Raw genomic sequence first — 23,867 nt, forward strand, 5'->3', positions numbered from 1 at the left:
CCCCGAGGCCCCTGGTACTCACGTGTTGCCGACCTCCCGTCGGCGGAGTTGACTTCAGTCGTGAACGAAGCGACCTGACCGATACCCCACCCCGACGGGAGGACGCTCGTGACCGTGGAAGCCCAGAAGGTTCCGTACACCACGAACAATGCCGGGATCCCGGTGGAGAGCGACGAACACTCGCTCACCGTCGGATCGGACGGCCCGGTCCTGCTCCAGGACCACTACCTCATCGAGAAGATGGCCCAGTTCAACCGTGAACGGGTCCCCGAACGCGTGGTCCACGCCAAGGGCAGCGGTGCTTACGGCACCTTCGAAGTGACGAACGACGTCGGCCAGTTCACCAAGGCGGACCTCTTCCAGCCCGGCAGGCGCACCGAGATGCTGGCCCGCTTCTCCACGGTCGCCGGTGAGCAGGGCTCGCCCGACACCTGGCGTGACCCCCGCGGATTCGCTCTGAAGTTCTATACGGAGTACGGCAACTACGACCTGGTCGGCAACAACACGCCGGTCTTCTTCGTACGCGACCCGATGAAGTTCCAGGACTTCATCCGCTCCCAGAAGCGCCGCCCCGACAGCGGGGTGCGTGACCACGACATGCAGTGGGACTTCTGGACCCTGTCCCCCGAGTCGGCCCACCAGGTCACCTGGCTGATGGGCGACCGGGGCATCCCGAAGACCTACCGCAACATGAACGGCTACAGCTCGCACACCTACATGTGGGTGAACGCGGGCGGTGAGCGGTTCTGGGTGAAGTACCACTTCAAGACCGACCAGGGCATCGACTTCTACACCCAGGACGACGCCGACGCCATGGCCGGCGTCGACGGTGACGTCCACCGCCGCGACCTGTTCGAGTCGATCAAGCACGGCGACCACCCGAGCTGGACCCTGAAGGTCCAGATCATGCCGTTCGACGACGCACCGGACTACCGGTTCAACCCGTTCGACCTGACCAAGGTGTGGCCGCAGGGCGACTACCCGCTGATCGAGGTCGGCCGGATGACGCTGAACAGGAATCCGGAGGACTTCTTCGTCCACATCGAGCAGGCCGCCTTCGAGCCCTCCAACATGGTGCCCGGCATCGGCCCCTCACCGGACAAGATGCTGCTCGGCCGGCTCTTCTCGTACCCGGACACCCACCGGTACAGGATCGGCCCGAACTATCTGCAGCTGCCGCCGAACCGGCCGCGTTCGCCTGTCCACTCGTACGCGAAGGACGGGCCCATGCGGTACGAGCCGGCGCGGACCGGGGCGGTCTACGCGCCGAACTCGTACGGCGGGCCGGCGGCCGACACCGAGCGCTTCGGCGACCCGGCCGGCTGGGCCACGGCGGGCGAGATGGTCCACGAGGCGTACAAGCTGCGCAGCGCGGACGACGACTGGGGCCAGCCCGGCACGATGGTGCGCGAGGTGCTGGACGACGCGGCGCGCGAGCGGCTCGTCCGCAACATCTCCGGGCACCTGCTGGACGGCGTGAGCGGGCCGGTCCTGGAACGCGCACTGCAGTACTGGCGCAATGTGGACCAGGGCCTCGGTGACCGCGTCGCGGCACAGGTCAACGGCGGCTGACGCCGGACAGCGGTGAGGGGCGGGTGCCGGCCGGCACCCGCCCCTCATCCGTCGCTACTGCCCCAGCAGGCCTTCGCCACCCGGCCGCTCGCCGGGCGGGAAGTCCCCGTCGTCGGGGTCCTTCGTGCCGCTCGGGCTCTCGGTCGGCTCCGTCGGGGTCTCGCTCGGCGACTCGACGGGCGGTGACTCCTCGCTGGGCGACTCGCTGGGCGACTCGGAGGGTTCTTCGGGCTCGTCCGACGGGGTCTCCGACGGCTCGTCGGTCTCCGACGGGGTGTTCGAAGGCGTCTCGGTCACCTGCGTCTCTCCGCGCTCGACGCCCTCCAGGTCGAAGGCCGCGTCCGAACCGCCTCCGAGGGCACCCAGGGTGTAGTCCGCCCAGATGTTCGCGGGGAAACCGCCACCGTTGGCCCGGCCGGAGTTGGCGGTACCGGTGAGGCTGACCTGGCCGCCGCCCTCCTTGGTCGACTCCCCGTACAGGGCGACGACGGTCGTGAGCTCCGGGGTGTAGCCGGCGAACCATGCCGACTTGTTGTTCTCCGACGTACCCGTCTTGCCCGCTGCGTCGTAGGCGGAGGTGTTGGCCGCCCTGCCCGAGCCGACGTCGACGACCTCGGTCAGTGCCTTCGTGACGGTGTCCGCCGAGGTCCGGCTGACCACCTGGCTGCCCGTGCCGTCCACGGGCTCCATGGTGCGGTCGCGGTGTTCGGCGGACTTCACGATGGTCGGGGTGACCTTCTTGCCGTGGTTGTCGAGCGTCGCGTACACCCCGGCCATGTCCCAGGTCGAGGCGTTCATGGTGCCGAGGGTGATCGCGGGCCGCTCGGGGAAGTTCTTGTCCGGTACGCCCAGGTCGAGCGCGGTCTTCTTCACGGCGCTCGGGGTGACGTCGACGACCATCTGCGCGAAGACGGCGTTGATCGACTTGTCCATCGCCGTCTGGACGGTCGGGCTGGTGTAGCTGATGTCGTCCTCGTTCTCCGGGGCGAACGGGGTGTCGCTGCCGACGACCGGGCGCTTGCTGGTGCCGTCGTAGACCGTGTTCAGGCCGATCAGGTCGCCGCTCTGGGTGGTCGACCCGTTCTCCAGCGCCGAGGCGAGCACCAGCGGCTTGAAGGTGGAGGCCGGCTGGTAGTCCTGGCGGGTGGCGTTGTTGTACCAGTGCTCGGTGGCCCCGACACCGCCGTACAGCGCGACGACCTTTCCGGTCTTCGGGTCGACGGACGTGGCACCGGCCTGGACGGTCGCGTCGACCTTGTTGCCCTTGCGGTCGAGCTGGTTCTCCAACCGGTCGGCGACCGACTTCTCCAGCTGCTTCTGCCGCTTCTTGTCGATGTTGAGGGTGACCGTCCAGCCGCCGGCGCCCAGCTCCTCGTCGGTGATGCCCTGCCGCTTCATCTCGTCGTTCGCGGCCTCGACGAGATAGCCGGTCTGGCCCTCCATGCCGGGGGCGGCCTTGGGTGCCTCGGGGGCGGGGAAGGTCAGCTTGTCCCGCTCGGCCTTGCCGAGCCAGCCCTCGTCGACCATGTTGTTCAGCGTGTACGCCCAGCGCTCCTTGACGAGCTTCTTGCCGGTGGGTGTGGCGTTGGCCCAGTCGTACTGGCTGGGGGCCTGGAGGACGGACGCGAGGTAGGCGCCCTGGGCGGTGGAGAGGTCCTTGGCGTCGACGCCGTAGTACGCCTGGGCCGCCGCCTGTATACCGCTCGCACCGCGTCCGTAGTAGACCGTGTTGAGGTATCCGGCGAGGATGTCGTCCTTCTTCATGCGCTGGTCGACCTTGAGCGAGATCACCAGCTCCTTGAGCTTGCGGGTGACCGTCTGGTCCTGCGTGAGGTAGTAGTTCTTCACGTACTGCTGGGTGATCGTGGAGCCACCCTGCTTGCCCTTGCCGGTGAGCGTGTTCAGCAGTCCGCGGGTGGTGCCCTTGAGGTCGATGCCCTGGTCCCGGTAGAAGGACTTGTTCTCGGCGGCGACGAAGGCGTGCTGGACCTTCTTGGGTATGACCGCGAGGTCCACCTTCTCGCGGTTGACCTCGGAGTTGCTGCGGGCCAGGAGTGTGCCGTCGCTGTACTTGTAGACGTTGCTCTGCTTCTCGGCCTGGGCGTTGGCCGCCGGCACGTCGACATACACGTAGAGGGCCACGAAGGCGCCCATCACGAGCAGGCAGAGACCGAAGAAGGTACCCAGCAGCTTCCGCCAGGTGAAGAGCCGGCGTATGCCGCCCCTCTCGGCGGCCCGGCGTGCTCCCCGCCCCTGGGCTCGCCGTTCATCCGCTCGACCCATCGCTGTGGTGCTCCTGTTCTTCTGCTCGTACCACTCCGGTCAGACCTGCCAGCTAACACCGAAAGCCCGGACAAAAGGCAAGCGATCCGGTCTTTTCCGGACGTGAGAATCAGCACCTGCTCCTGAAGGAACCGACTCGCGAGGGGTGCACAAGGTTGCGAGAGACGTTAATGTGTAATCACATTGCTAGCGCGGTGACAAGCCGCGGGAAACGGGGGACCCATGTCCGCACCGCACGACCTTCCCGGCAGCACCGACCCCGGCGCCGACCTGACCCCGGACGCACCGGAGATGCCGACGCCCCAGGTCAGGGAGACGACCGCCCACTCCATCCCCGGCGGCCTCGGTCTGCTGCTGACGATCCTCGGGGTGTTCATCGGCGTGGCCCTGTGCATCATCGGCGGCGTCCTCGGCTCCGACGGCAACAACGCCGCCGGCGTCCCGCTCTTCATCCTCGGCCTGCTTCTGGCCATCGCGTCCTTCTTCTGCATGAGCGGTGTGAAGATGGTCGCTCCGGGCGAGGCCCGGGTCATCCAGCTCTTCGGCCGTTACGTCGGCACGATCCGCTCCGACGGCCTGCGCTGGATCAACCCGCTGACGTCCAGCCGTAAGATCTCCACCCGCGTCCGCAACCACGAGACGGCCGTCCTGAAGGTCAACGACGCCTACGGCAACCCGATCGAGCTCGCGGCGATCGTCGTCTGGAAGGTCGAGGACACCGCACAGGCGCTCTTCGAGGTCGACGACTTCCTGGAGTTCGTCGCCACCCAGACCGAGGCGGCCGTCCGGCACATCGCGATCGAGTACCCGTACGACGCCCACGACGAGGGCGGGCTCTCCCTGCGCGGCAACGCCGAGGAGATCACCGAGAAGCTCGCGGTCGAGCTCACCGCACGGGTGCAGGCGGCGGGCGTCCACATCATCGAGTCCCGCTTCAGCCACCTCGCGTACGCCCCCGAGATCGCCTCGGCGATGCTCCAGCGACAGCAGGCCGGAGCGGTCGTGGCGGCGCGCCAGCAGATCGTCGAGGGCGCGGTGGGCATGGTCGAGATGGCACTGACCCGGATCGCGGAGCAGGACATCGTCGAGCTCGACTCCGAGCGCAAGGCGGCGATGGTCGGCAATCTGATGGTGGTCCTGTGCGGTGACCGGGCGACGCAGCCGGTCCTGAACACGGGCTCGCTGTACCAGTGACCGACGACGCGGCTCCTCCTCCCGACCGGCCCGCCCGGCCCGCCCGGCAGGGCGCCACCCGCAAGCAGATGCTGCTGCGGCTCGACCCCGCGGTGCACGACGCGCTGGCCCGCTGGGCCGCGGATGAGCTGCGCAGCGCGAACGCGCAGATCGAGTTCCTGCTGCGGCGGGCGCTGGCGGAGGCGGGCCGCCTCCCGCGCGGCACGACCCCGATCGCCCGCCGTGGCCGGCCCCCGAAGACACCGCCGCCGCCCGATCGACCTTGATCTCCGCCCCCTGCGGCCCCCGCCGCAGGGGGCGCACCCCTGCCCCGACCGGCAAACCCAGGTGCCCAGGCCGGCAGATCAAGCCCCGTCGGCGATCGAGGCGCGGGGGTCCGAGGGCGGAGCCCCCTGGCGGCGGGGCCGTCACCGCGCGCCCACAGCCCCGTATACACAGCAGGTATACACACCGTGTACAGTGCGGGCCATGTCAATCGGTCACACCCTCCTAGGGCTCCTGGAGTCCGGCCCCCGCCACGGCTACGACCTCAAGCGCGCCTTCGACGAGAAGTTCGGGCACGATCGCCCCCTGCACTACGGCCAGGTCTACGCGACCATGTCCCGCCTCCTGAAGAACGGGCTCGTCGAGGTCGACGGCGTCGAGACGGACGGCGGACCCGAGCGCAAGCGCTACGCCATCACCGACGCCGGCATCACCGATGTCAGCGCCTGGCTCGCGCAGCCGGAGAAACCGGAGCCGTATCTCCAGTCGACCCTCTACACGAAGGTCGTCCTGGCCCTGCTCACCGGCCGCGACGCCGGCGACCTCCTGGACACCCAACGCTCGGAGCACCTACGCCTGATGCGCATCCTGACCGACCGCAAGCGCCAGGGCGATCTCGCCGACCAGCTGATCTGCGACCACGCCCTGTTCCACCTGGAAGCCGATCTGCGCTGGCTGGAACTGACCTCCGCCCGTCTCGGCCGGCTCGCCGAGGTGGTCGCCCCGTGACCTCCACCACAGCTCCCGCCCCGGCCGGCTCCCTGCTCGCCGCCCACGAGCTCCACATGACCTACGGCTCCACCCCCGCTCTCGACGGCGCGTCCTTCTCCGTCCACGCCGGCGAGGTCGTCGCCGTCATGGGCCCGTCCGGATCCGGCAAGTCGACCCTGCTGCACTGTCTCGCCGGGATCGTCACCCCCGACTCGGGCACCATCACCTACGGCGGCCGCGAACTCTCCGCGATGCCCGACTCCGAGCGCAGCGCCCTGCGCCGCAGCGACTTCGGCTTCGTCTTCCAGTTCGGCCAGCTCGTCCCCGAGCTGACCTGCGTGGAGAACGTCGCCCTGCCGCTGCGGCTCGACGGCGTCAAGCGCAAGCAGGCCGAACGGACCGCCCTGGAGTGGATGCAGCGCCTCGAGGTCGAAGACGTCGCCACCCAGCGCCCCGGCGAGGTCTCCGGCGGTCAGGGCCAGCGCGTCGCCGTGGCCCGCGCCCTGGTCGCCTCCCCCAAGGTGATCTTCGCCGACGAACCGACGGGGGCACTGGACTCACTCAACGGCGAGCGGGTCATGGAGCTGCTCACCGAGTCCGCCAGGACAGCCGGTACGGCCGTGGTGCTCGTGACGCACGAGGCACGCGTGGCCGCCTACTCCGACCGCGACATCGTCGTACGCGACGGCCGGTGCCGGGATCTGGAGTACGTCGCATGACCTGGCTGCGAGACCTCGGCCTCGGCATACGCTTCGCGGTCGCCGGCGGACGTGAGGGCTGGGCACGGACCACCCTCACCGCCGTCGGCGTGGGTCTCGGCGTGGCGCTGCTGCTGGTCGCCTCGTCCGTCCCCCATCTGCTCGACGAGCGCGACCATCGCAGCCAGGCCCGCGAGGAGACCGAGGCCTCGCGCGACACGACCGTTCCGAAGTCGGACACCACGGTCCTGCAGATCAGCGCCGGAAGCGAATTCCGCGGCCGTGAGGTCGGGGGCTACCTGGTGCGCGCGGAGGGCGCCCACCCGGTTCTCCCGCCCGGCGTGTCCCACTTCCCCGACGCGCAGGAGATGGTGGTCTCCCCCGCCCTGCGGGACCTGCTGGCCTCGTCCGAGGGCGAACTGCTCAAGGAGCGGCTTCCGTACCGGATCAGCGGGACGATCGCCGACCAGGGCCTGCTCTCCCCGAACGAGCTGCACTTCTACCTGGGCAGCGACTCACTGACCCTGTCGACCGGCGGACACCGGCTGGCCGGCTACGGGAGCGAGCCCAGGGACGAGCCGATGCAGCCCGTCCTCGTCGTCCTGGTCATCTTGATCTGCGTCGTCCTGCTGGCACCCGTCGCGATCTTCATCGCCACCGCCGTACGGTTCGGCGGGGACCGCCGCGACCGCCGCCTCGCCGCCCTCCGTCTGGTCGGCACCGACATCCGCTCGACCCGCCGGATCGCTGCGGGCGAAGCGCTGTTCGGCTCCCTGCTCGGGCTGCTGGCCGGTGTGGCGATCTTCCTCCTGGGCCGCCAATTCGTCAGTCACGTCCAGCTGTGGGACCGCAGCGTCTTCCCGTCCGACCTGGTGCCCGCCACGTGGATCGCGGCGCTGGTCGCCGTCGCGGTGCCCCTGTCCGCCGTGGCCGTCACGCTCGTCGCCATGCGCTCGGTCGCCATCGAGCCGCTCGGCGTCGTACGCCGCTCCGGCAGCCGGAAGCGCCGCCTCTGGTGGCGTCTGCTGATGCCGGTCGCCGGGTTCGCGGTCCTCGGACTGACCGGCCGGGTGGACGAATTCACCCCGGTCAACCCGTACCCCATCGCGGCGGGCGCCGTGCTGGTGCTGCTCGGGCTCGCGCTGCTGCTCCCCTGGATGGTGGACGCGTGCGTGAACCGGCTGAGCGGCGGCCCGCTGTCCTGGCAGCTGGCCATCCGCCGGCTGCAGCTCAACAGCGGGGCCGCGTCCCGCGCGGTCAGCGGCATCACCGTGGCCGTCGCCGGGGCGGTCGCCCTGCAGATGCTGTTCGCCGCCGTCAGCGACGACTTCATGCAGACGACCGGACAGGACCCGACGCGCGCCCAGTTCTACGCCAGATCGGAGAAGGTCGACGGGGACGCCGCCGCCCGGACCATCGAGGCGTTCCGGTCCACCGAGGGGGTGGAAGCCGTCATCGGCACCGTCGAGGCCTACGTGATCCAGCCGGGGAAGTACGACGCGGCCGACATGACGCCCACCACCTCACTCACCATCGGCGACTGCGCGACGCTCAAGGAACTCGCCCGGATCAGCTCCTGCAAGGAGGGGGACACCTTCGTCGTCCACTCGGACGACAAGGAGATGAACGAGTGGGTCGACAAAACGGCGCGCAAGGGCAAGGAGGTCGAGCTCAACTCCGAGGTCGAAATCACGCCCACCGCCAAGTCGGTGCGCTGGACCCTGCCGGCGGACGCCAGGACCGTCATGGAGGCCCCCGATCCGCACGGTGAGGACCACACGGGGATCCTGGCGACGGTCGGCGCCCTCGACCCCCGCACCGTCCCCCACGCCGAGACGATCGCCCAGATCAAGGTCGACGAGAGTGTGGAGGACTCCGCCGAGTTCGTACGGAACACGGCCGCCGGGATCGACCCGGCCATGCGGGTCGACACCCTGACCTCGATGACACGCGACCGCCAGTACGCCAGCGTGCAGACCGGCCTGCGGCTCGGCGCCGCGGTGACGCTGACGCTCATCGCCGCGTCCATGCTGGTCTCCCAGCTGGAGCAGCTCCGCGAGCGCAAGCGGCTGCTGTCGGTGCTCGTCGCCTTCGGCACCAGGCGCGTCACCCTCGGCTGGTCGGTGCTCTGGCAGACCGCGGTGCCGGTGATCGTCGGCCTCGTGGTCGCGACGGCGGGCGGCCTCGGGCTCGGCGTCGTCGTGACGTGGATGCTGGACAAGACGGTGACCCGGTGGTGGCTGTTCCTGCCGATGGCCGGGGCGGGCGGCGCGCTGATCGTGGCCGTGACCGTGCTCTCCCTGCCCCTGCTGTGGCGCCTGATGCGCCCGGACGGGCTGCGTACGGAATGACGCCTCGCGAGGGGTGAGCGCGGCCGGTGCCACGCTCACCCCTCGCCGAACACCCGCACCGGCAGCGTCCTCATCGCCCCCCGCAGCGCGGCAGCGAGCTCCTCGAACTCGTCCTGCCGCGCCGAGCCCGTCCGCACGGCGAGCGCCACCCGCCGCGAGGGCGCCGGGTCCTGGAAGCAGCCGGTGTCCAGCGCCTCGTTGCGCCCGGTCTCCACCCGCACCGCCGTACGCGGCAGCAGCGTCACCCCGAGCCCGCCCGCGACGAGCTGGACCAGCGTGGAGAGCCCGGCCGCCGTCGTCGTCACCGGCGTCCCCGGGACGCGCCCCGCCTCCCGGCAGACGTCCAGCGCCTGATCGCGCAGGCAGTGCCCCTCGTCGAGCAGCAGCAACGGCAGATCCCGCAGGGTCCCGCGCGGCAGTCCCGTGCGCCCGGCAAGCGGGTGCTCCTTCTCCATGACGAGGACGAAGTCCTCGTCGAACAGCGGCAGTTCCGTGACCCCGGGCACCCCGAGCGGCACGGCGAGCAGCAGCAGATCGAGCCGCCCGGCCCCCAGCCCCTCCAGCAGCGAGGACGTCTGCTCCTCGTGCACCTGGAGATCCAGGTGCGGGTAGCGCTCATGGACCAGCCTGAGCACGGCCGGCAGCAGATACGGCGCGACCGTCGGGATCACGCCGAGCCTGAGCACGCCGGTGAACGGCGCACGCACCGCCTCGGCCTCCTGCATCAGCTCGCCGAGCGCCTCCAGCACCGCCCGGCTCCGCACAGCGAGACGCTCCCCCGCGGGCGAGAGCAGCACCTTGCGCGTCGTACGCTCGATGAGCTGGACACCCAGTGCCATCTCCAGCGCGGACACCGCTCCGGAGAGCGCCGGCTGACTCATCCCGATTGCTGCCGCCGCGTCCCGGAAGTGCAGATGCTCCGCCACGGCCGCGAAGGCGCGCAGCTGCGCGAGGCTGGGCTGCTTGACCCTAATAGCCTGATTTACATACGCCACTGATAGGCACCTCCGATCATCCGGACCGAGTGTAGCTATTTCCGTGATCAATGCACTCTGTGCCAAGGTGAGCGGTGTCCAACCCCCAGGAACGCCCCCAAAAAGGGATTTCCTACGCTGCAAGGAGAGCGCGTGCTCACTGTCGGTGACAAGTTCCCCGAGTTCGACCTGACCGCTTGTGTGTCGCTGGAGAGCGGCAACGAGTTCGAGCAGATCAACCACAAGACCTACGAGGGCCAGTGGAAGATCGTCTTCGCATGGCCGAAGGACTTCACCTTCGTGTGCCCCACCGAGATCGCCGCCTTCGGCAAGCTGAACGAGGAGTTCGCCGACCGTGACGCGCAGATCCTCGGCTTCTCCGGTGACTCCGAGTTCGTCCACCACGCCTGGCGCAAGGACCACCCGGACCTGACCGACCTGCCCTTCCCGATGCTGGCCGACTCGAAGCACGAGCTCATGCGTGACCTCGGCATCGAGGGCGAGGACGGCTTCGCGCAGCGCGCCGTGTTCATCGTCGACCAGAACAACGAGATCCAGTTCACGATGGTGACCGCCGGTTCCGTGGGCCGTAACCCCAAGGAGGTCCTGCGGGTCCTCGACGCCCTGCAGACCGACGAGCTCTGCCCGTGCAACTGGACCAAGGGCGAGAACACCCTCGACCCGGTCGCCCTCCTCTCGGGCGAGTGAGCTGATCCGACATGGCACTCGATGAACTGAAGTCCGCCCTTCCGGACTTCGCCAAGGACCTGAAGCTGAACCTCGGCTCGGTCATCGGCAACAGCGAGCTCCCCCAGCAGCAGCTGTGGGGCACCGTCCTGGCCTGCGCGATCGCCTCGCGCTCGCCGAAGGTGCTGCGCGAGCTGGAGCCGGAGGCCAAGGCCGCCCTCTCCGCCGAGGCGTACACCGCGGCGAAGTCTGCCGCCGCCATCATGGCGATGAACAACGTCTTCTACCGCACCCGGCACCTGCTGTCGGACCCCGAGTACGGGAACCTCCGTGCGGGTCTGCGGATGAACGTCATCGGCAAGCCCGGCGTGGAGAAGATCGACTTCGAGCTGTGGTCGCTCGCCGTCTCCGCGATCAACGGCTGTGGCCAGTGCCTGGACTCCCACGAGCAGGTGCTGCGCAAGGCCGGCGTGGACCGTGAGACCATTCAGGAAGCCGTGAAGATTGCTTCGGTGATCCAGGCGGTCGGCGTGACCCTCGAATCCGAGGCTGTGCTCGCCGAGTAGTACCCATGAACGAGAAGGGCCCCGAGGACGACCGACCGTCCCTGGGGCCCTTCTTATGTCGTTTCTCCTACGTCACTTTCCCGGTTCGCCCCCAGGACGCGGCGGCTCGCCCCGGTCGACCGGTCCCCCGGCGGGCCGGTCCGAGGGCGGCGAGGTCGGGGGCAGGGCAGAGAGCGCCGTGGCGCCGTGCGGACCGGGGCCCTGGAGCGCCGCGGTGTCCCGTCCGTACGAGCGCAGATAGCCGACCACCGTATTGGTCACCGCGACCAGCGGCACGGCGACGACCGCACCACCGATACCGGCGACCATGCCGCCCGCGGCGACCGACAGCACCACGGCCAGCGGATGGACGCGTACGGCGCGGCCCAGGATGAAGGGCTGCAGGATGTGCCCCTCGATCTGCTGCACGGCGAGCACCACGATCAGCACCATCAGCGCGGTGAACACGCCCTGGGTGACGAGCGCGACGACCACGGCCAGTGCGCCGGAGACCACGGCGCCGACCAGGGGGATGAAGGCGAACAGGAAGATGAAGACGGCGAGCGGGACCGCCATCGGCACATCGAGGAAGTAGATCCCGAGACCGATGAAGATCGCGTCGATCAGGGCCACGATCACCGTGCCCCGCACATAGGCGGTCAGCGTCCGCCAGGCACGCGGGCCTGCGCCCGCGACGCCCGGCCGGGCCTGGGAGGGCACCAGCTTGAGCGCCCACTGCCAGATGCGCTTCCCGTCGTAGAGCAGGAAGAGCGTCGAGAACATCGCCAGCAGCATCCCGGTGAGGACCTCCACCATCACGGTGACGCCCTGGAGCCCGGCGGAGGTGATCTCCTCGGTGTTGGTGCCGATCGTGTCGCTGAGGTTCTTCGCGACGTCGTTGATCTGCTGCTCGGTGACATGGAAGGGGCTGTCCAGGAGCCAGCGCTTCAACTCGTCGATGCCGTCGCGCACCTTGTCGGAGAGCGTGTCCAGGTTGTCCATCACCTGCCACACCACGAACCAGCCGACCAGGCCCATGATGACGAAGCCGAGCACCGCCGTGACGGCGGTGGCAAGCCCGCGCGGCAGGCCGAACCGTTTCAGCGCCGCGACGGTCGGCTGGAGCAGCGCGGTCACCAGCAGACCGGCGACGAACGCGAGGACGACCAGCTGGACGGCGCTGATGATCCGCATGAGCACCCAGAGGGTGCCGGCCAGGACCAGCAGCCGCCAGCCCGCCTCGGCCGCCACACGCATCCCCCAGGGGATGGTGGCCACCGGATCGGGTCTGGCGCCCACGGAAGGGGCGTAGTCGGGCGGGCGAGGCACCTGTTCGGCGGCGACGGTGGAGAGCGTCGACGAGGACACGCTCTTGGCCGCGTCCGCCTCGGCACGGCGCTCGTCCTCGGCACGGCGTTCTTCCAGGCGCGCCCCGATATCGGTGAGTTCGGCGCCCAGCCGGCCGAGCCACCCCGGAAGTTTCGACATGGATCTTCCCTTCCCCCATTCGCTCCGCGCACGCCCCCGGAGTCGTCGGGGTCGACCGTACACACCGGAAGCCCCGCACCGTAGGACGGTGCGGGGCTTCCCGAGGTTGAGCGCGGAACCCGTACGGGGCTCCTAGTAGTAGTTGTTGGCCTGCCAGAAGGACCAGGCGCCGCAGGGGCTGCCGTAGCGGTCGTCCATGTAGCCGAGGCCCCACTTGATCTGGGTGGCCGGGTTGGTCTGCCAGTCAGAGCTGACCGACGCCATCTTCGACCCGGGATTCGCCTGCACCAGGCCGTAGGCGTCCGAGGCGGGGTTGGCCGCCTGGTAGTTCCAGGTCGACTCGTGGTTCACGATGTTGCTGAAGCACTGGAACTGGTCGGCGGGAACCATCTGGCGGGCCATCGCCTGCACTTCGGCCACGGTGTAGGAGCTCTTCGCCGAGCCCGAGAAGGAGGACGCGTCGCGGACGGACTCGCGGCTCGCGCGCTTGGCGTCTTCCTTTACCTGGCGCTCCGCCTCCGCCTTGTCCTCGGCCGCCTGCTTCTTCGACTTGGCGTCCTTGGCGGCCTGGATGCGGGCCGTCTCCTCGGCGGACTTCTTGGCCGCCGCGTCGGCCGCGGAGGCCTGTGCGTCTGCCTGCTGCGTCAGCGAAGCGGTCTGAACCTGGGCCTGCTGGCCCGCGGGGATGTCTGCGAGCAGCGTGGTGTCGGCTGCGGCCGCCTCGAAGTTGTTGTCGTCCGCAGCGGGAGTGCCGCCCGACGCAACGCCCACGACGGCGCCTACGGTGGTTACAGCGGTGGCAGATGCCACGGCGAACCCCCGGACCGAGATCCGGCTCACACGGTGTCCTTCCAGCATCGCCCGCTTAGGTGACCTCGCGGGGCGCAATCGTGCCCCTGACACTGGCCTCCCTACTGCTTGGGTCACGGGAGGCACGGGCCCGGTGGGCACTCCCTTGCGGGAGCGCCGCGTGGTTCTCGCGGGCGGCATACGGACGGCGGTTGTTGAGTTGTGTGGTGCGTGGCGCCTCTGGAGGTGCCCAAGTGCCGTATGCGGGGCCTGACGGAAGCAAGACTCTGCCGGACGGACACGGCACGTTGCAATTCTGTGTTGCGTGTTAAAGGTCACACCCCGTTTGGCGCACGTGTTTTTCGGAAATGACGGCGCAGCACAAAGCCGCCCGGCTAAGCTCCTTGGCTCACCGGGCGGCATCTATGGGGTGTTACCGGTCAGATGTGACCTTCCTCCAGCATTTCGGTCACCAGCGCGGCGATGTGCGAACGCTCGGAACGGGTGAGCGTCACATGCGCGAAGAGCGGATGCCCCTTCAGTTTCTCGACCACGGCGACGACTCCGTCGTACCGGCCGACCCTGAGGTTGTCCCGCTGCGCCACGTCATGGGTGAGCACCACCCGTGAATTCGCCCCGATACGGGACAACACGGTCAGCAGGACGTTCCGCTCCAGTGACTGCGCCTCGTCCACGATCACGAACGCGTCGTGCAGCGAGCGGCCCCTGATGTGGGTGAGCGGCAGGACTTCCAGCATCCCGCGCCCCAGCACCTCTTCGATGATCTCGCGCCCGGCGACCGCCGACAGTGTGTCGAAGACGGCCTGCGCCCAGGGGCTCATCTTCTCGGCCTCGCTGCCGGGGAGATAGCCGAGCTCCTGCCCGCCGACCGCGTACAGCGGCCGGAAGACCATCACCTTCTTGTGCTGCCGGCGCTCGAGGACGGCCTCCAGGCCCGCGCAGAGCGCCAGTGCCGACTTGCCCGTGCCGGCCCGGCCGCCCATGGACACGATGCCGACGTCCTGGTCGAGGAGCAGATCGAGCGCGATGCGCTGCTCGGCGCTGCGGCCGTGGATCCCGAAGGCCTCCCGGTCGCCCCGCACGAGTCGCACATTGCCCTCGGCCGTGACCCTGCCGAGCGCCTTGCCGCGCTCGGACTGGAGGACAAGACCGGTGTGCACGGGGTAGTCGGCGGCTTCGGGGACGTAGAGGGTCTCCTCGCCGAAGAGCAGATCGATCTGTTCCGCGGCGAGGGTGAGCTCCGCCATCCCGGTCCAGCCGGAGTCGGTGACGGCGAGCTCGGCGCGGTACTCCTCGGCGAGGAGACCGACCGATGACGCCTTGATCCGGAGCGGCAGGTCCTTGGAGACGACGGTGACGTCGTACCCCTCGGCCTGCAGATTGCGTGCGACCGCGAGAATCCGTGAGTCGTTGTCCCCCAACCGGTAGCCGGCGGGCAGGACGCCGGGGTCGGAATGGTTGAGTTCGACACGGAGCGTCCCGCCCAGATCCCCGAGCGGGATCGGGGCGTCCAGCCGGCCGTACCGGACGCGGAAGTCGTCCAGCAGGCGCAGGGCCTGCCGGGCGAAGTATCCGAGCTCGGGATGGTGCCTTTTGGCCTCCAGCTCCGTGACCACGACGATCGGCAGCACCACTTCGTGCTCGTCGAACCGGGCCATGGCGTTGGGGTCGGCCAGCAGGACGCTGGTGTCGAGAACATAGGTGCGCCTGTCGGGCATGCGGCGCTTGATGCTGGTCACCACGGAAGGACGTACCCCCTCGGACGAGGTCGGGGAGTGCGACGGAGGTCGCGGAACTTCCCGAAGGAAGAGGACGGACCGGGTTCGGGCCCCGTGCGCGGGCCGAACACCGGCCCTCCGCGTCGGCCGCACGGTGTGCGGTCCTTCGTGTGCAAAGGGCCTCCCGGGCGAGCGGGCAGGGTGCCGCTCACTTGGCTGCGAGGTCCGCCTGGTTACTGACCGGACATCGCCTGAGAGCTGTATTCCCTCGAACACGCGAAGCCATGCCCCTGCCTGCGACAAGGGTCCCCGTTCCGCCCCCTCGTCAGGCCCCGTAGCGCCGGTGACGCGCCGCGTAGTCACGCAGGGCGCGCAGGAAGTCGACCTTGCGGAAGGCCGGCCAGAAGACCTCGCAGAAGTAGTACTCCGAATGGGCGCTCTGCCAGAGCATGAAGCCCGAAAGACGCTGCTCCCCGCTCGTACGGATCACGAGATCGGGGTCGGGCTGTCCGCGTGTGTAGAGGTGCTCGGAGATCAGGTCGGTGGAGACGACCTCGGCGAGCTCCTCGAAGGTCGTGCCCCGGGAGGAGTGCTCGAGCAGGAGGGAGCGGACCGCGTCCGCGATCTCCTGGCGCCCGCCGTAGCCGACGGCGACATTGACGATTATCCCGTCGATGCCCGTCGTGGCCTCCTCGGCCTCCTTGAGCACCGTCTGGGTCCTGGAGGGCAGCAGATCGAGCGTGCCGACGTGGTGGACGCGCCACCGGCCGTCGGAGGCCAGCTGGCGCACGGTGTTCTCGATGATGCCGAGCAGCGGGATGAGCTCCGCCTCGGGCCGGTCGAAATTGTCCGTGGACAGGAGCCAGAGGGTGACGACCTCGACATCCGTCTCGCTGCACCAGCCGAGCAGCTCGGAGATCTTGTCCGCCCCGGCCTGGTGTCCTTCCACGGCCGAGCCGCCGGACGCCTTCGCCCATCGCCGGTTGCCGTCGAGGATGACTCCGATGTGCTTGGGCACCTGGTCGTGATCCAGGCGGCCTCCCACCCGGCGTGCGTAGAGCCCGTACACCAGGTCGCGCAAGTTCACTGAGTTCACCCTCTCGGTTCCGTACGGGCCCCTGGCCCGTCCTCCCCCTCGCGGGGGGTCCGGGGCCGTCCCCCGGGGGGATCACCGTGCGGTCCGCAGGGCGCTTTCTCGCGCCGCGGACCGGCATGTCCCGAAGCCGCCACATTACTGCCGCAGCGTCACGGGGGCCCAACCCGGTCTGTCACAACTCCGTGATAAGGAGTAAAAGTGACTGATTCCCTCTCCTACCTCGCCGACGAGTCGCGCTACGACTCCATGGAGTACCGCCGCACCGGCCGCAGCGGGCTCCGACTGCCGGCCATCTCGCTCGGCCTCTGGCACAACTTCGGCGACGACCGTGACCTCGCCTCCCAGCGGGCCATCCTGCGCCGCGCCTTCGACCTCGGGGTGACCCACTTCGACCTGGCCAACAACTACGGCCCGCCGCCCGGCTCCGCCGAGCTGAATTTCGGCAAGCTCTTCCGCCAGGACTTCGCCCCGTACAGGGACGAGATCCTCGTCTCCACCAAGGCCGGCTACCGGATGCACCCGGGCCCATACGGCGAGTGGGGGTCCCGTAAGTACCTGCTGTCCTCGCTCGACGCCTCGCTGCGGCGGACGGGCCTCGACCACGTCGACATCTTCTACTCCCACCGCTTCGACCCCCACACGCCCCTCGAGGAGACGATGGGTGCGCTCGCCTCCGCCGTGAACCGGGGCAAGGCTCTGTACGCGGGCGTGTCCTCCTACAACGCGGCGCAGACCGCCGAGGCGGCGCGGATCCTCAAGGAGATGGGGGTGCCCGCCCTCATCCACCAGCCGTCCTATTCGATGGTCAACCGCTGGGTGGAGTCCGACGGGCTGCTCGACACCCTGGAGACGGCCGGCATGGGCTGTATCTCCTTCGCGCCGCTGGCCCAGGGGCTGCTCACCGGCAAGTATCTGAAGGGCATCCCCGAGGGTTCACGCGCCAGCCAGGGCAAGTCCCTGGATCCGGATCTGCTGTCCGACGAGATGGTGCGCCGGCTGCGCGGGCTGAACGACATCGCGCGGGGCCGGGGGCAGTCCCTCGCGCAGCTGGCGCTCAACTGGGTGCTGCGGGACAACCGCATGACCTCGGCCCTGATCGGCGCGTCGAGCGTGAAGCAGCTGGAGGAGAACGTGGCGGCGCTCGCCGCTCCGGCGCTGACCGCCGCCGAACTGAAGGAGATCGACACCTTCGCCGTGGACACCGCGAGCACCAACATCTGGGCCAACCGCGGCTGACACACGGTCGCCCGGGGGGTCTCCCGGCCCGGGGCACAAAAAACGGGCCGGTCCGTGGGGGGGGTTACGGACCGGCCCGAGGGGGGGTTTCCACCATAACCCTTCGTAAGTGATGCTGCGTGCCACGCCACGAAATTATCACTCTCCGAATTCGGAGGACTGCGCTGCGGGCACACTTCCAGGGTCTCACCAGGGCGTCGAAGCGCCTCGTACAGGACCGTTTCCGTCCTACAGGCGTCCTACATTCGGCCCATGACGACACGAGCCCGCACGACGACCGTCAGCTGGACCCGGGCGAACGCCCGGCGCCTGGACCGGCAGTCCCTCTCCGGGAGCACCCCGCCCGCCGGCGCCGCCGTCCATGACGCCACAGGCGCTGTCGCCACGATGCTCGGGGCGCACGCGCAGGTGCTGTCGGCCGCCGAGCTCTCGGCCGGGCTCCGCGCGCCGGGGGTGACGCGTACGGATGTGCGTACGGCGTTGTGGACCGACCGGACCCTCGTCAAGACCTTCGGGCCCCGCGGCACCGTGCACCTGCTGCCCGCCGACGAGCTGCCGATGTGGACGGGAGCCCTGTCGGCAGTGCCGACGGGGACCGGCCCGTTCTCCAAGGACGCCCGGATGACGCCGGATCAGGTCGAGGCGGTCCTGGCGGCGGTGACCGACGCGCTGACCGGCGCAGAACTCACGGTCGACGAACTCTCGGACGAGGTGATCGCCCGCACCGGCCCCTGGGCGGGCGACCTGGTGATGCCCGCGTTCCAGGGGATGTGGCCGCGCTGGCGTCAGGTGCTGCATCTGGCGGGCCACCGGGGCGCCCTGTGCTACGCCCCGAACCGGGGCCGGAAGGCCACGTACACCAACCCGGGGACCACCCCGATGCCCGGTCCCGAGGCGACGGCCGCGCTCGTACGGCGCTATCTGCGGGCCTACGGCCCCGCCACGCCCGTCCACTTCGCCCAGTGGCTCGCGGCGCCGCGCGGCTGGGCCGGGCAGCTCTTCGACGGCCTGGCCCGTGCGGGCGCGATCGAGGAGGTGGACTTCGAGGGCTGTGGGGCGGCCTGGGTGGAAGCGGGCGACACTCTCTTCCCGTCGGCGGCGCCTCGCGGTGTGCGGCTGCTCCCCTACTTCGACGCGTTCAGCATCGCGTCACGGCCCCGCGAGCTGCTCTTCCCCGGCGCGGCGTACACCCGCGCACTGGCCGGCGGCCAGGCGGGCAACTTCCCGGTGCTGCTGGTGGACGGCACGGTCGCCGGGGTGTGGCACCAGCGCCGCTCGGGGAAGCGGATCGCGGTGACCGTGGAGCCGCTGAGCCCGCTGGACGCCGGGCGTACACGCGCACTGGAGGAGCAGGTGGAGGTACTGGGCGAGGTGCTGGAGGGCACACCGGAACTGACGATCGGAAAGGTGACCGTGGGCGGTCACGCATAGACGGGGCCGCTCGGACCGGGGCCAGGAGGCTCGGCCGGGCCCGAGGGGCTCAGCCGGGTACGAAGCGGATCGCCAGCGTGTCGCCGCCGGTGATCACGAAGTCGCCGTTCTCGCACCGGATCACCGCCTCGCGCACCTCTCCGTGCTCCTCGCGCCGCTCCTGCGTGCCGACGACCGTCCACGCCCCGCCGTACGGAGGAGGAGGCAGCCGGCCCAGGTGCTCGAACTGCCACTGGCCGGCGGGCACACACCAGTCGGGAAGGGCGGGCCAGGCTCCGGAGGTGATGCCCAGCGTGCGCCCCGAGGCACAGGTCAGCAGCACCGACTCCCCGCCCTCCAGGACGAATTCGATGGCTTCCGGCTCTCCGGCGCGGCCCTCGGGCCGGTAGAACAGGCCGTGGACGGCGATGATCCGCGCGCCGGTGAGCCAGTCGGCCTTCCCGTGGCGCGGCCGCCCGGCCGGCGGGCTGATCTCTTCGCCCGGCATTTCCCTTCCCACCGACATGACCCGCTCCTTCGTTGTGCGCTCAACCACCAGGGTCGCACTACTCATGGGTAGGACGGAGGGGCAGCCGGGCCCGTTGCATCGGCGGTCTGTGAAGCCGACCTCAGCGTAGGGCCTTCGGTGAGTGTCCAGGTCCCGGCTTCCGCGCCTCGATCAGAAAGCGGGCGCTGTGGGCGACGAAGGGACCCGTCTCCTCGATCTGCCGGTGGAGTTCCCGCAGTTGGGGGAGGTAGGCGCCGACGGTGAATCCCGGCACCATCCAGATGACCTTCCGCAGGAAGTAGACGACGGCGCCGATGTCGCGGAATTCGACACGCAGGCGTTCGGCACGCAGATCCGTCACATCGAGCCCGGCGGCCTCCGCGTCCCGCCGCGCGCGCTCCGGGTCCCGGGCGCCGCGCTCATCGGCTGACCGTGGCCCGAGGAAGTACTCGACGAGCTCGAACACGCTCTCCCGGCCGACCTGCTGGGAGAAGTACGTGCCTCCCGGGGCCAGCACCCGGGCGATCTCGTCCCACCACGTCGTCACCGGATGCCGGCTGACGACCAGGTCGAAGGCCCCGTCGGCGAACGGCAGCGGCGGCTCGTCGGAGTCAGCGACGACGGCGACGCCCCGCGGACGCAGCAGCTCGGTCGCGCGGGCGACGTTCGGCGGCCAGGACTCGGTCGCCACGGTGAGCGGCGCCAGCACGGGCGCGGACGCGAGTACCTCCCCTCCCCCGGTCTGGATGTCGAGCGCCGCCCCGGCGCGCGCCAGCCGGCCCGCCATGGCGCGCGCGTACCCCCAGGAGGGCCGCTGTTCGGTGGCGCGCCCGTCGAGCCAGGAGAAGTCCCAGCCCTCGACGGAAACGGCGTCGGCCTCCGCGACGAGGGTGTCGAAGCGCTCGTCGGAGGCCGAGGGGACGAAGGGTGCGGACGATCCGGTCATCGGGAAAGGGTGCCAGCCCCTCGCGGGCGGGCGCGACCGGATATCTCAGGCGGCGAGGCCGCCGAACAGCAGGCCTGCCAGCGCACCGGCGATCATGAACGGCCCGAACGGGATGCCCGTCTTGCGCCCCGCGCGCCGCATGAGCATCAGCCCCGCCCCGTACAGCGCGCCGAGGAGGAACCCGACGAAGCAGCCGACGCAGAGCACCGCCCAGCCGTACCAGCCGAGCGCCACGCCCAGCGCGAGGGCCAGCTTCACGTCACCGAAGCCCATGCCGCTCGGGTTGATCAGGAAGAGCACGAGGTAGAAGACGCCGAGCGCCACCCCGCCCAGCAGCGCGGAGATCCAGGCCCCGCCGGGCTCGGGCAACAGCGCCGCGCCGCCCAGGAGTACGGCGACGGCACCGGCCAGGGGCAGCGTCAGCGTGTCGGGCAGCCGGTGGACGCGCCGGTCGATCGCGGCGAGGAGCACGGCGACCGGGGCCAGCAGCAGCCAGACGACGGCCTCGGGGCGTGTCCCGGTGGCGGCGGCGAGGGCCACGCAGGCGAGCACGGTGGCCACCGGGGCGAGCACGGCGGGGGCGTAGCGGCCCCGCGCGACAGGCTCCGGGTCCCGCGCGGCGGCGCCTGCCGTGAGCGAGGGGACGGCCACGGCGCACGCCGCGCACCTGGCCGGGCCGAGCCATCCACGGGCGGGCCCCGTGAGCGCGTGCCCGGCCGGGCACGTGTCCCTCCAGGCCTCGTCGGGCTCCACGGAGAAGCGGTACGCGGCGCGCGGCAGCAGCAGTCCGGCGGCGGCGCCCCAGAGCGCGGCGACCGCAATCAGTGTGGCGTCCACAACAGGACCCTAATACCGGCCGTACGGCGGGGTCTTGGGTCCGAGGGCCCAGAGCGGGCCGTTCGGGCCCCGCGCGCCGGGTGCGGCGGCTACCGTCGGCTCCCATGGGGAAATGGCGTAACGGCAGCGGAACACTGACGGTCGGGGCGGACCCCGGTGCGCGGGAGGGGACGGACTCCGGTGCGCGGGAGGTGCCGTTGCGGATCGCCGCCTCCTACCGGGCGCGGACGCGTGGGCTGCTCGGGGCCGACGGCGTGGACGGCGCCCTGCTGATCACGCCGTGCGGGAGTGTGCACACCTTCCGGATGCGGTTCACCATCGATGTGGCGTACCTGGACCGGAAGTTCGAGGTGCTCGCGGTCCGCACGATGAGGCCGGGGCGGCTCGGTCTGCCCAGGCTCCGCGCCCGCCATGTGGTGGAGGCGGAGGCCGGGGCGATGGAGCGGTGGGGCCTGCGGCCCGGGACGCGGGTGCGGGTCTCCGTACCGGCTACGGAAGGTTCGCCGCCTGTGCGGTGACGAGCTTCGCCGGGATCTCCGGCGCGGTCGCGTCGACGAAGTTCGCCGCGTAGAAGGTGACGACCGTCGATCCGGTGCGCACGAGGTGGAAGACGAGCGGGACCCTCTCCCCCGCCAGGCTGCCCGTCACCTGGTAGGCGAACGACTCCTGGCCCACGTCGGCCGCGGGCAGCTTCTTGACCCCGGTGTAGGTGGAAGGCCCCTCGTCGCTCGTCGTACGGAACCCGCCTGCGCAGGCTCGCACGGCCTCGCGGACCGAGCGCAGCAGTTCCTCGGCCCCGCCCTTCGGGTGCGAGGTGAGGATCTCGGTGACAACGGTCTGGTCGTCGTCGCCCTCCTCCGTCGTGTCCATCGCCGTACGGAAGACGGTGGCGGCCGGGGCGGGTTCGGGCGAACCGTTGATGATCGCGGCGATCGGCCGGCAGGCCTCGTCCCCGGACTTCTCCGTGCCGCGGTCGTCGGTGCCTTCCAGAGGCGCGATCTCGTAGCCCGGCACTTCGTCCGTGACGAGGGCGACCTCGGCGAGCTCGGCCTCGCTGAGGGTCCTGCCGTCGCTGCTGGGCTCGGAGCCAGCCTCAGGCGTGGCATCGGCGGCCGGTGTCGGGGAGGCGGAGGCCTTGCCGCCGGCCGCCTTGCCGTCGCCGCCCTCGCTGTCGTCCGCCCCGCAGCCGGCGGCCGCCAGGCAGAGGACGAGCGCGCCCGCCGCCACAACAGTCGTACGTACCCTCATCGCTCACCGCTCCTGACCGCCGCGCACCGGACCAGCACGGTAGCAACCGGGCGTTCCTCGCGCGTGGGTCCCTGGGCCCAACTCAGGGCGGCCCCGACCCCAGCAGCGTCCACGCACCGTAGGCGGCGGAACCGACGGCCAGCGCGGCGACGACCGTGCCCGTACGCACCGTCGTGCGCAGCCCCGCCAGCGCGACGGCCGGGGGCAGCAGCAGGGGGAACGCGGGCATCATCAGGCGCGGCCTGGAGCCGAAGTAGCCGGAGCCGACGAGCGAGATGAGGACGACCGCGACGCCGTACACCAGCACGGGCAGCGGCTGCCGCTGCCGTACACACAGGAACACCAGCCATCCCAGGAGTCCCAGCGCGGCGCAGAGCCCGAGCGCTGCGGGCAGCGGAAGACCGGCGATGAACACGGCCAGCGCCCTGCCGCCGTCGATGCTGTTGCCCCACTGCGCCTGGACGTCGAAGTAGGCGAGGGGGCTGCCCTGCCGTACGGCGACGAACACCACGTAGGCCAGCCATCCCAGCGGTGCCAGGCAGACCCCCAGCAGCATGCGCGCGTTCCGGCGCAGCAGGCCACGCCGGTCGCCCGCCCGCCAGTCGCGTACGAGGACGGCCACGGCCGTGAGCGCGAGCGCGGCGATGAGCGCGGCGGCCGACGGCCTGGTCAGCCCGGCGAGCACGCACAGCGCGCCCGCGGCGATCCAGCGGTCCCTGAGCACGGCGTACAGCGACCAGGCGGCGAGCGCGGTGAACAGGGTCTCGGTGTACGCCATCGACTGCACGAACGCCGTCGGGTACGCCCCCCACAGCGCGGCCAGCAGCACCCCGGCCCGTGGCCCGTACAGCCGCGCCCCGACCGCGAAGATCCCCCAGGCCGCGAGGAGCCCCGCCAGCCAGGCGACGGCGATCCCGGCGCCGTGCACGGTGAACGGGGTGACCATGGCCAGGCCCCGCTCCAGGGCGGGCAGGAGCGGGAAGAAGGCCAGGTCGGAGTGGACGCCGCCGTCCGGGAGTGTGACGCTCCACCCGTAGCCGTTCTCGGCGATCCGCTGGTACCAGACGGAGTCCCAGCGCCCGCCCAGCAGATGCAGGGCGTCCTTCCCCGCGGCCGACGCCGATACCCAGAAGACGAGGAGCCCGACGGCCCTGACCGCCGCGTAGGCGCCCAGGGCGGGCACGGCGGCGGTGAGCAGGGACCTGACGCGCGGGGTGCTGGGGGTACCGGGCGCCGCCGGGCGGGGACGCGTCTGCTGATCGGGCATGGGGCCGATTATGTGCCCGCCGCC

22 protein-coding genes are annotated in these 23,867 nt (G+C 70.4%); 11 read left to right on the top strand and 11 right to left on the bottom strand.

Annotated elements, in window-relative coordinates:
* Positions 1–108: 108 nt before the first annotated feature.
* A complete protein-coding gene (locus AB0C75_RS25710; RefSeq protein ID WP_362894059.1) occupies positions 109–1,572 on the top strand; it encodes a catalase in 1,464 nt (487 codons plus the stop codon).
* A gap of 54 nt (positions 1,573–1,626) precedes the next feature.
* On the opposite strand, the gene AB0C75_RS25715 is transcribed toward AB0C75_RS25710, so the two are convergent.
* Positions 1,627–3,855: a transglycosylase domain-containing protein gene (locus AB0C75_RS25715; protein WP_362894060.1), complete on the bottom strand. Its 2,229-nt coding sequence runs from the start codon at positions 3,853–3,855 to the stop codon at positions 1,627–1,629.
* Positions 3,856–4,077: 222 nt separating this feature from the next.
* Between AB0C75_RS25715 and AB0C75_RS25720 the strand changes: the two genes are divergently transcribed.
* From AB0C75_RS25720 to AB0C75_RS25740, 5 genes are all read left to right on the top strand, one after another.
* Positions 4,078–5,049: an SPFH domain-containing protein gene (locus AB0C75_RS25720; protein WP_362894061.1), complete on the top strand. Its 972-nt coding sequence runs from the start codon at positions 4,078–4,080 to the stop codon at positions 5,047–5,049.
* Between the two features lie 68 nt (positions 5,050–5,117).
* Complete coding sequence (locus AB0C75_RS25725) at positions 5,118–5,315, top strand: hypothetical protein (protein WP_362894146.1); 198 nt, start codon at positions 5,118–5,120, stop codon at positions 5,313–5,315.
* Between the two features lie 202 nt (positions 5,316–5,517).
* On the top strand, positions 5,518–6,042 hold the full coding sequence (locus AB0C75_RS25730; RefSeq protein WP_362894062.1) for a PadR family transcriptional regulator: 525 nt from the start codon (positions 5,518–5,520) through the stop codon (positions 6,040–6,042).
* Positions 6,043–6,098: 56 nt separating this feature from the next.
* Positions 6,099–6,743 carry an ABC transporter ATP-binding protein gene (locus tag AB0C75_RS25735; protein ID WP_362894147.1) on the top strand — a complete coding sequence of 215 codons (645 nt, stop codon included), beginning with the start codon at positions 6,099–6,101 and terminating at the stop codon, positions 6,741–6,743.
* Positions 6,740–9,073, top strand: a complete 2,334-nt coding sequence (locus AB0C75_RS25740) for an FtsX-like permease family protein (protein ID WP_362894063.1) — start codon at positions 6,740–6,742, stop codon at positions 9,071–9,073. Before AB0C75_RS25735 ends, AB0C75_RS25740 begins: the two co-directional genes overlap by 4 nt.
* A gap of 35 nt (positions 9,074–9,108) precedes the next feature.
* Here the strand turns inward: AB0C75_RS25740 and AB0C75_RS25745 are convergent, their stop codons facing one another.
* A complete protein-coding gene (locus AB0C75_RS25745; RefSeq protein ID WP_362894064.1) occupies positions 9,109–10,068 on the bottom strand; it encodes a hydrogen peroxide-inducible genes activator in 960 nt (319 codons plus the stop codon).
* A gap of 132 nt (positions 10,069–10,200) precedes the next feature.
* Between AB0C75_RS25745 and AB0C75_RS25750 the strand changes: the two genes are divergently transcribed.
* Positions 10,201–10,755, top strand: a complete 555-nt coding sequence (locus AB0C75_RS25750; protein WP_362894065.1) for a peroxiredoxin — start codon at positions 10,201–10,203, stop codon at positions 10,753–10,755.
* Positions 10,756–10,766: 11 nt separating this feature from the next.
* Positions 10,767–11,300, top strand: a complete 534-nt coding sequence (locus AB0C75_RS25755) for an alkyl hydroperoxide reductase (RefSeq protein ID WP_362894066.1) — start codon at positions 10,767–10,769, stop codon at positions 11,298–11,300.
* A 72-nt stretch (positions 11,301–11,372) separates the two neighbouring features.
* Here the strand turns inward: AB0C75_RS25755 and AB0C75_RS25760 are convergent, their stop codons facing one another.
* From AB0C75_RS25760 to AB0C75_RS25775, 4 genes are all read right to left on the bottom strand, one after another.
* Positions 11,373–12,767: an AI-2E family transporter gene (locus AB0C75_RS25760; RefSeq protein WP_362894067.1), complete on the bottom strand. Its 1,395-nt coding sequence runs from the start codon at positions 12,765–12,767 to the stop codon at positions 11,373–11,375.
* 132 nt (positions 12,768–12,899) lie between these two features.
* Positions 12,900–13,607 (bottom strand): lytic transglycosylase domain-containing protein, encoded by a 708-nt coding sequence (locus tag AB0C75_RS25765; RefSeq protein WP_362894068.1) that lies wholly within the window; start codon positions 13,605–13,607, stop codon positions 12,900–12,902.
* 389 nt (positions 13,608–13,996) lie between these two features.
* A complete protein-coding gene (locus AB0C75_RS25770; protein WP_362894069.1) occupies positions 13,997–15,319 on the bottom strand; it encodes a PhoH family protein in 1,323 nt (440 codons plus the stop codon).
* Between the two features lie 301 nt (positions 15,320–15,620).
* Positions 15,621–16,382, bottom strand: coding sequence for an isoprenyl transferase (locus AB0C75_RS25775; RefSeq protein ID WP_362894070.1), 762 nt, complete (start codon positions 16,380–16,382; stop codon positions 15,621–15,623).
* A 207-nt stretch (positions 16,383–16,589) separates the two neighbouring features.
* Here AB0C75_RS25775 and mgrA point away from each other — a divergent pair, with 207 nt between their 5' ends.
* Positions 16,590–17,627, top strand: a complete 1,038-nt coding sequence (gene mgrA / locus AB0C75_RS25780; RefSeq protein ID WP_362894071.1) for an L-glyceraldehyde 3-phosphate reductase — start codon at positions 16,590–16,592, stop codon at positions 17,625–17,627.
* A gap of 252 nt (positions 17,628–17,879) precedes the next feature.
* Positions 17,880–19,058: a winged helix DNA-binding domain-containing protein gene (locus tag AB0C75_RS25785; RefSeq protein ID WP_362894072.1), complete on the top strand. Its 1,179-nt coding sequence runs from the start codon at positions 17,880–17,882 to the stop codon at positions 19,056–19,058.
* A gap of 49 nt (positions 19,059–19,107) precedes the next feature.
* Here the strand turns inward: AB0C75_RS25785 and AB0C75_RS25790 are convergent, their stop codons facing one another.
* From AB0C75_RS25790 to AB0C75_RS25800, 3 genes are all read right to left on the bottom strand, one after another.
* Positions 19,108–19,563 (bottom strand): hypothetical protein, encoded by a 456-nt coding sequence (locus AB0C75_RS25790; protein WP_362894073.1) that lies wholly within the window; start codon positions 19,561–19,563, stop codon positions 19,108–19,110.
* Between the two features lie 103 nt (positions 19,564–19,666).
* Complete coding sequence (locus AB0C75_RS25795) at positions 19,667–20,491, bottom strand: class I SAM-dependent methyltransferase (RefSeq protein ID WP_362894074.1); 825 nt, start codon at positions 20,489–20,491, stop codon at positions 19,667–19,669.
* A gap of 45 nt (positions 20,492–20,536) precedes the next feature.
* Positions 20,537–21,328 carry an A24 family peptidase gene (locus AB0C75_RS25800; protein WP_362894075.1) on the bottom strand — a complete coding sequence of 264 codons (792 nt, stop codon included), beginning with the start codon at positions 21,326–21,328 and terminating at the stop codon, positions 20,537–20,539.
* Positions 21,329–21,432: 104 nt separating this feature from the next.
* Here AB0C75_RS25800 and AB0C75_RS25805 point away from each other — a divergent pair, with 104 nt between their 5' ends.
* Positions 21,433–21,846, top strand: coding sequence for a DUF192 domain-containing protein (locus AB0C75_RS25805; RefSeq protein ID WP_362894076.1), 414 nt, complete (start codon positions 21,433–21,435; stop codon positions 21,844–21,846).
* Here the strand turns inward: AB0C75_RS25805 and AB0C75_RS25810 are convergent.
* Together AB0C75_RS25810 and AB0C75_RS25815 are read right to left on the bottom strand one after the other, a co-directional pair.
* Complete coding sequence (locus tag AB0C75_RS25810; protein WP_362894077.1) at positions 21,818–22,576, bottom strand: hypothetical protein; 759 nt, start codon at positions 22,574–22,576, stop codon at positions 21,818–21,820. The genes AB0C75_RS25805 and AB0C75_RS25810 overlap by 29 nt on opposite strands.
* A gap of 82 nt (positions 22,577–22,658) precedes the next feature.
* The gene (locus AB0C75_RS25815; protein ID WP_362894078.1) at positions 22,659–23,843 is read right to left on the bottom strand and encodes a hypothetical protein; all 1,185 of its coding nucleotides are present in this window, start codon (positions 23,841–23,843) and stop codon (positions 22,659–22,661) included.
* Positions 23,844–23,867 lie beyond the last annotated feature (24 nt).

The organism is Streptomyces sp. NPDC048565 (assembly GCF_040650935.1).
Classification (GTDB): domain Bacteria; phylum Actinomycetota; class Actinomycetes; order Streptomycetales; family Streptomycetaceae; genus Streptomyces.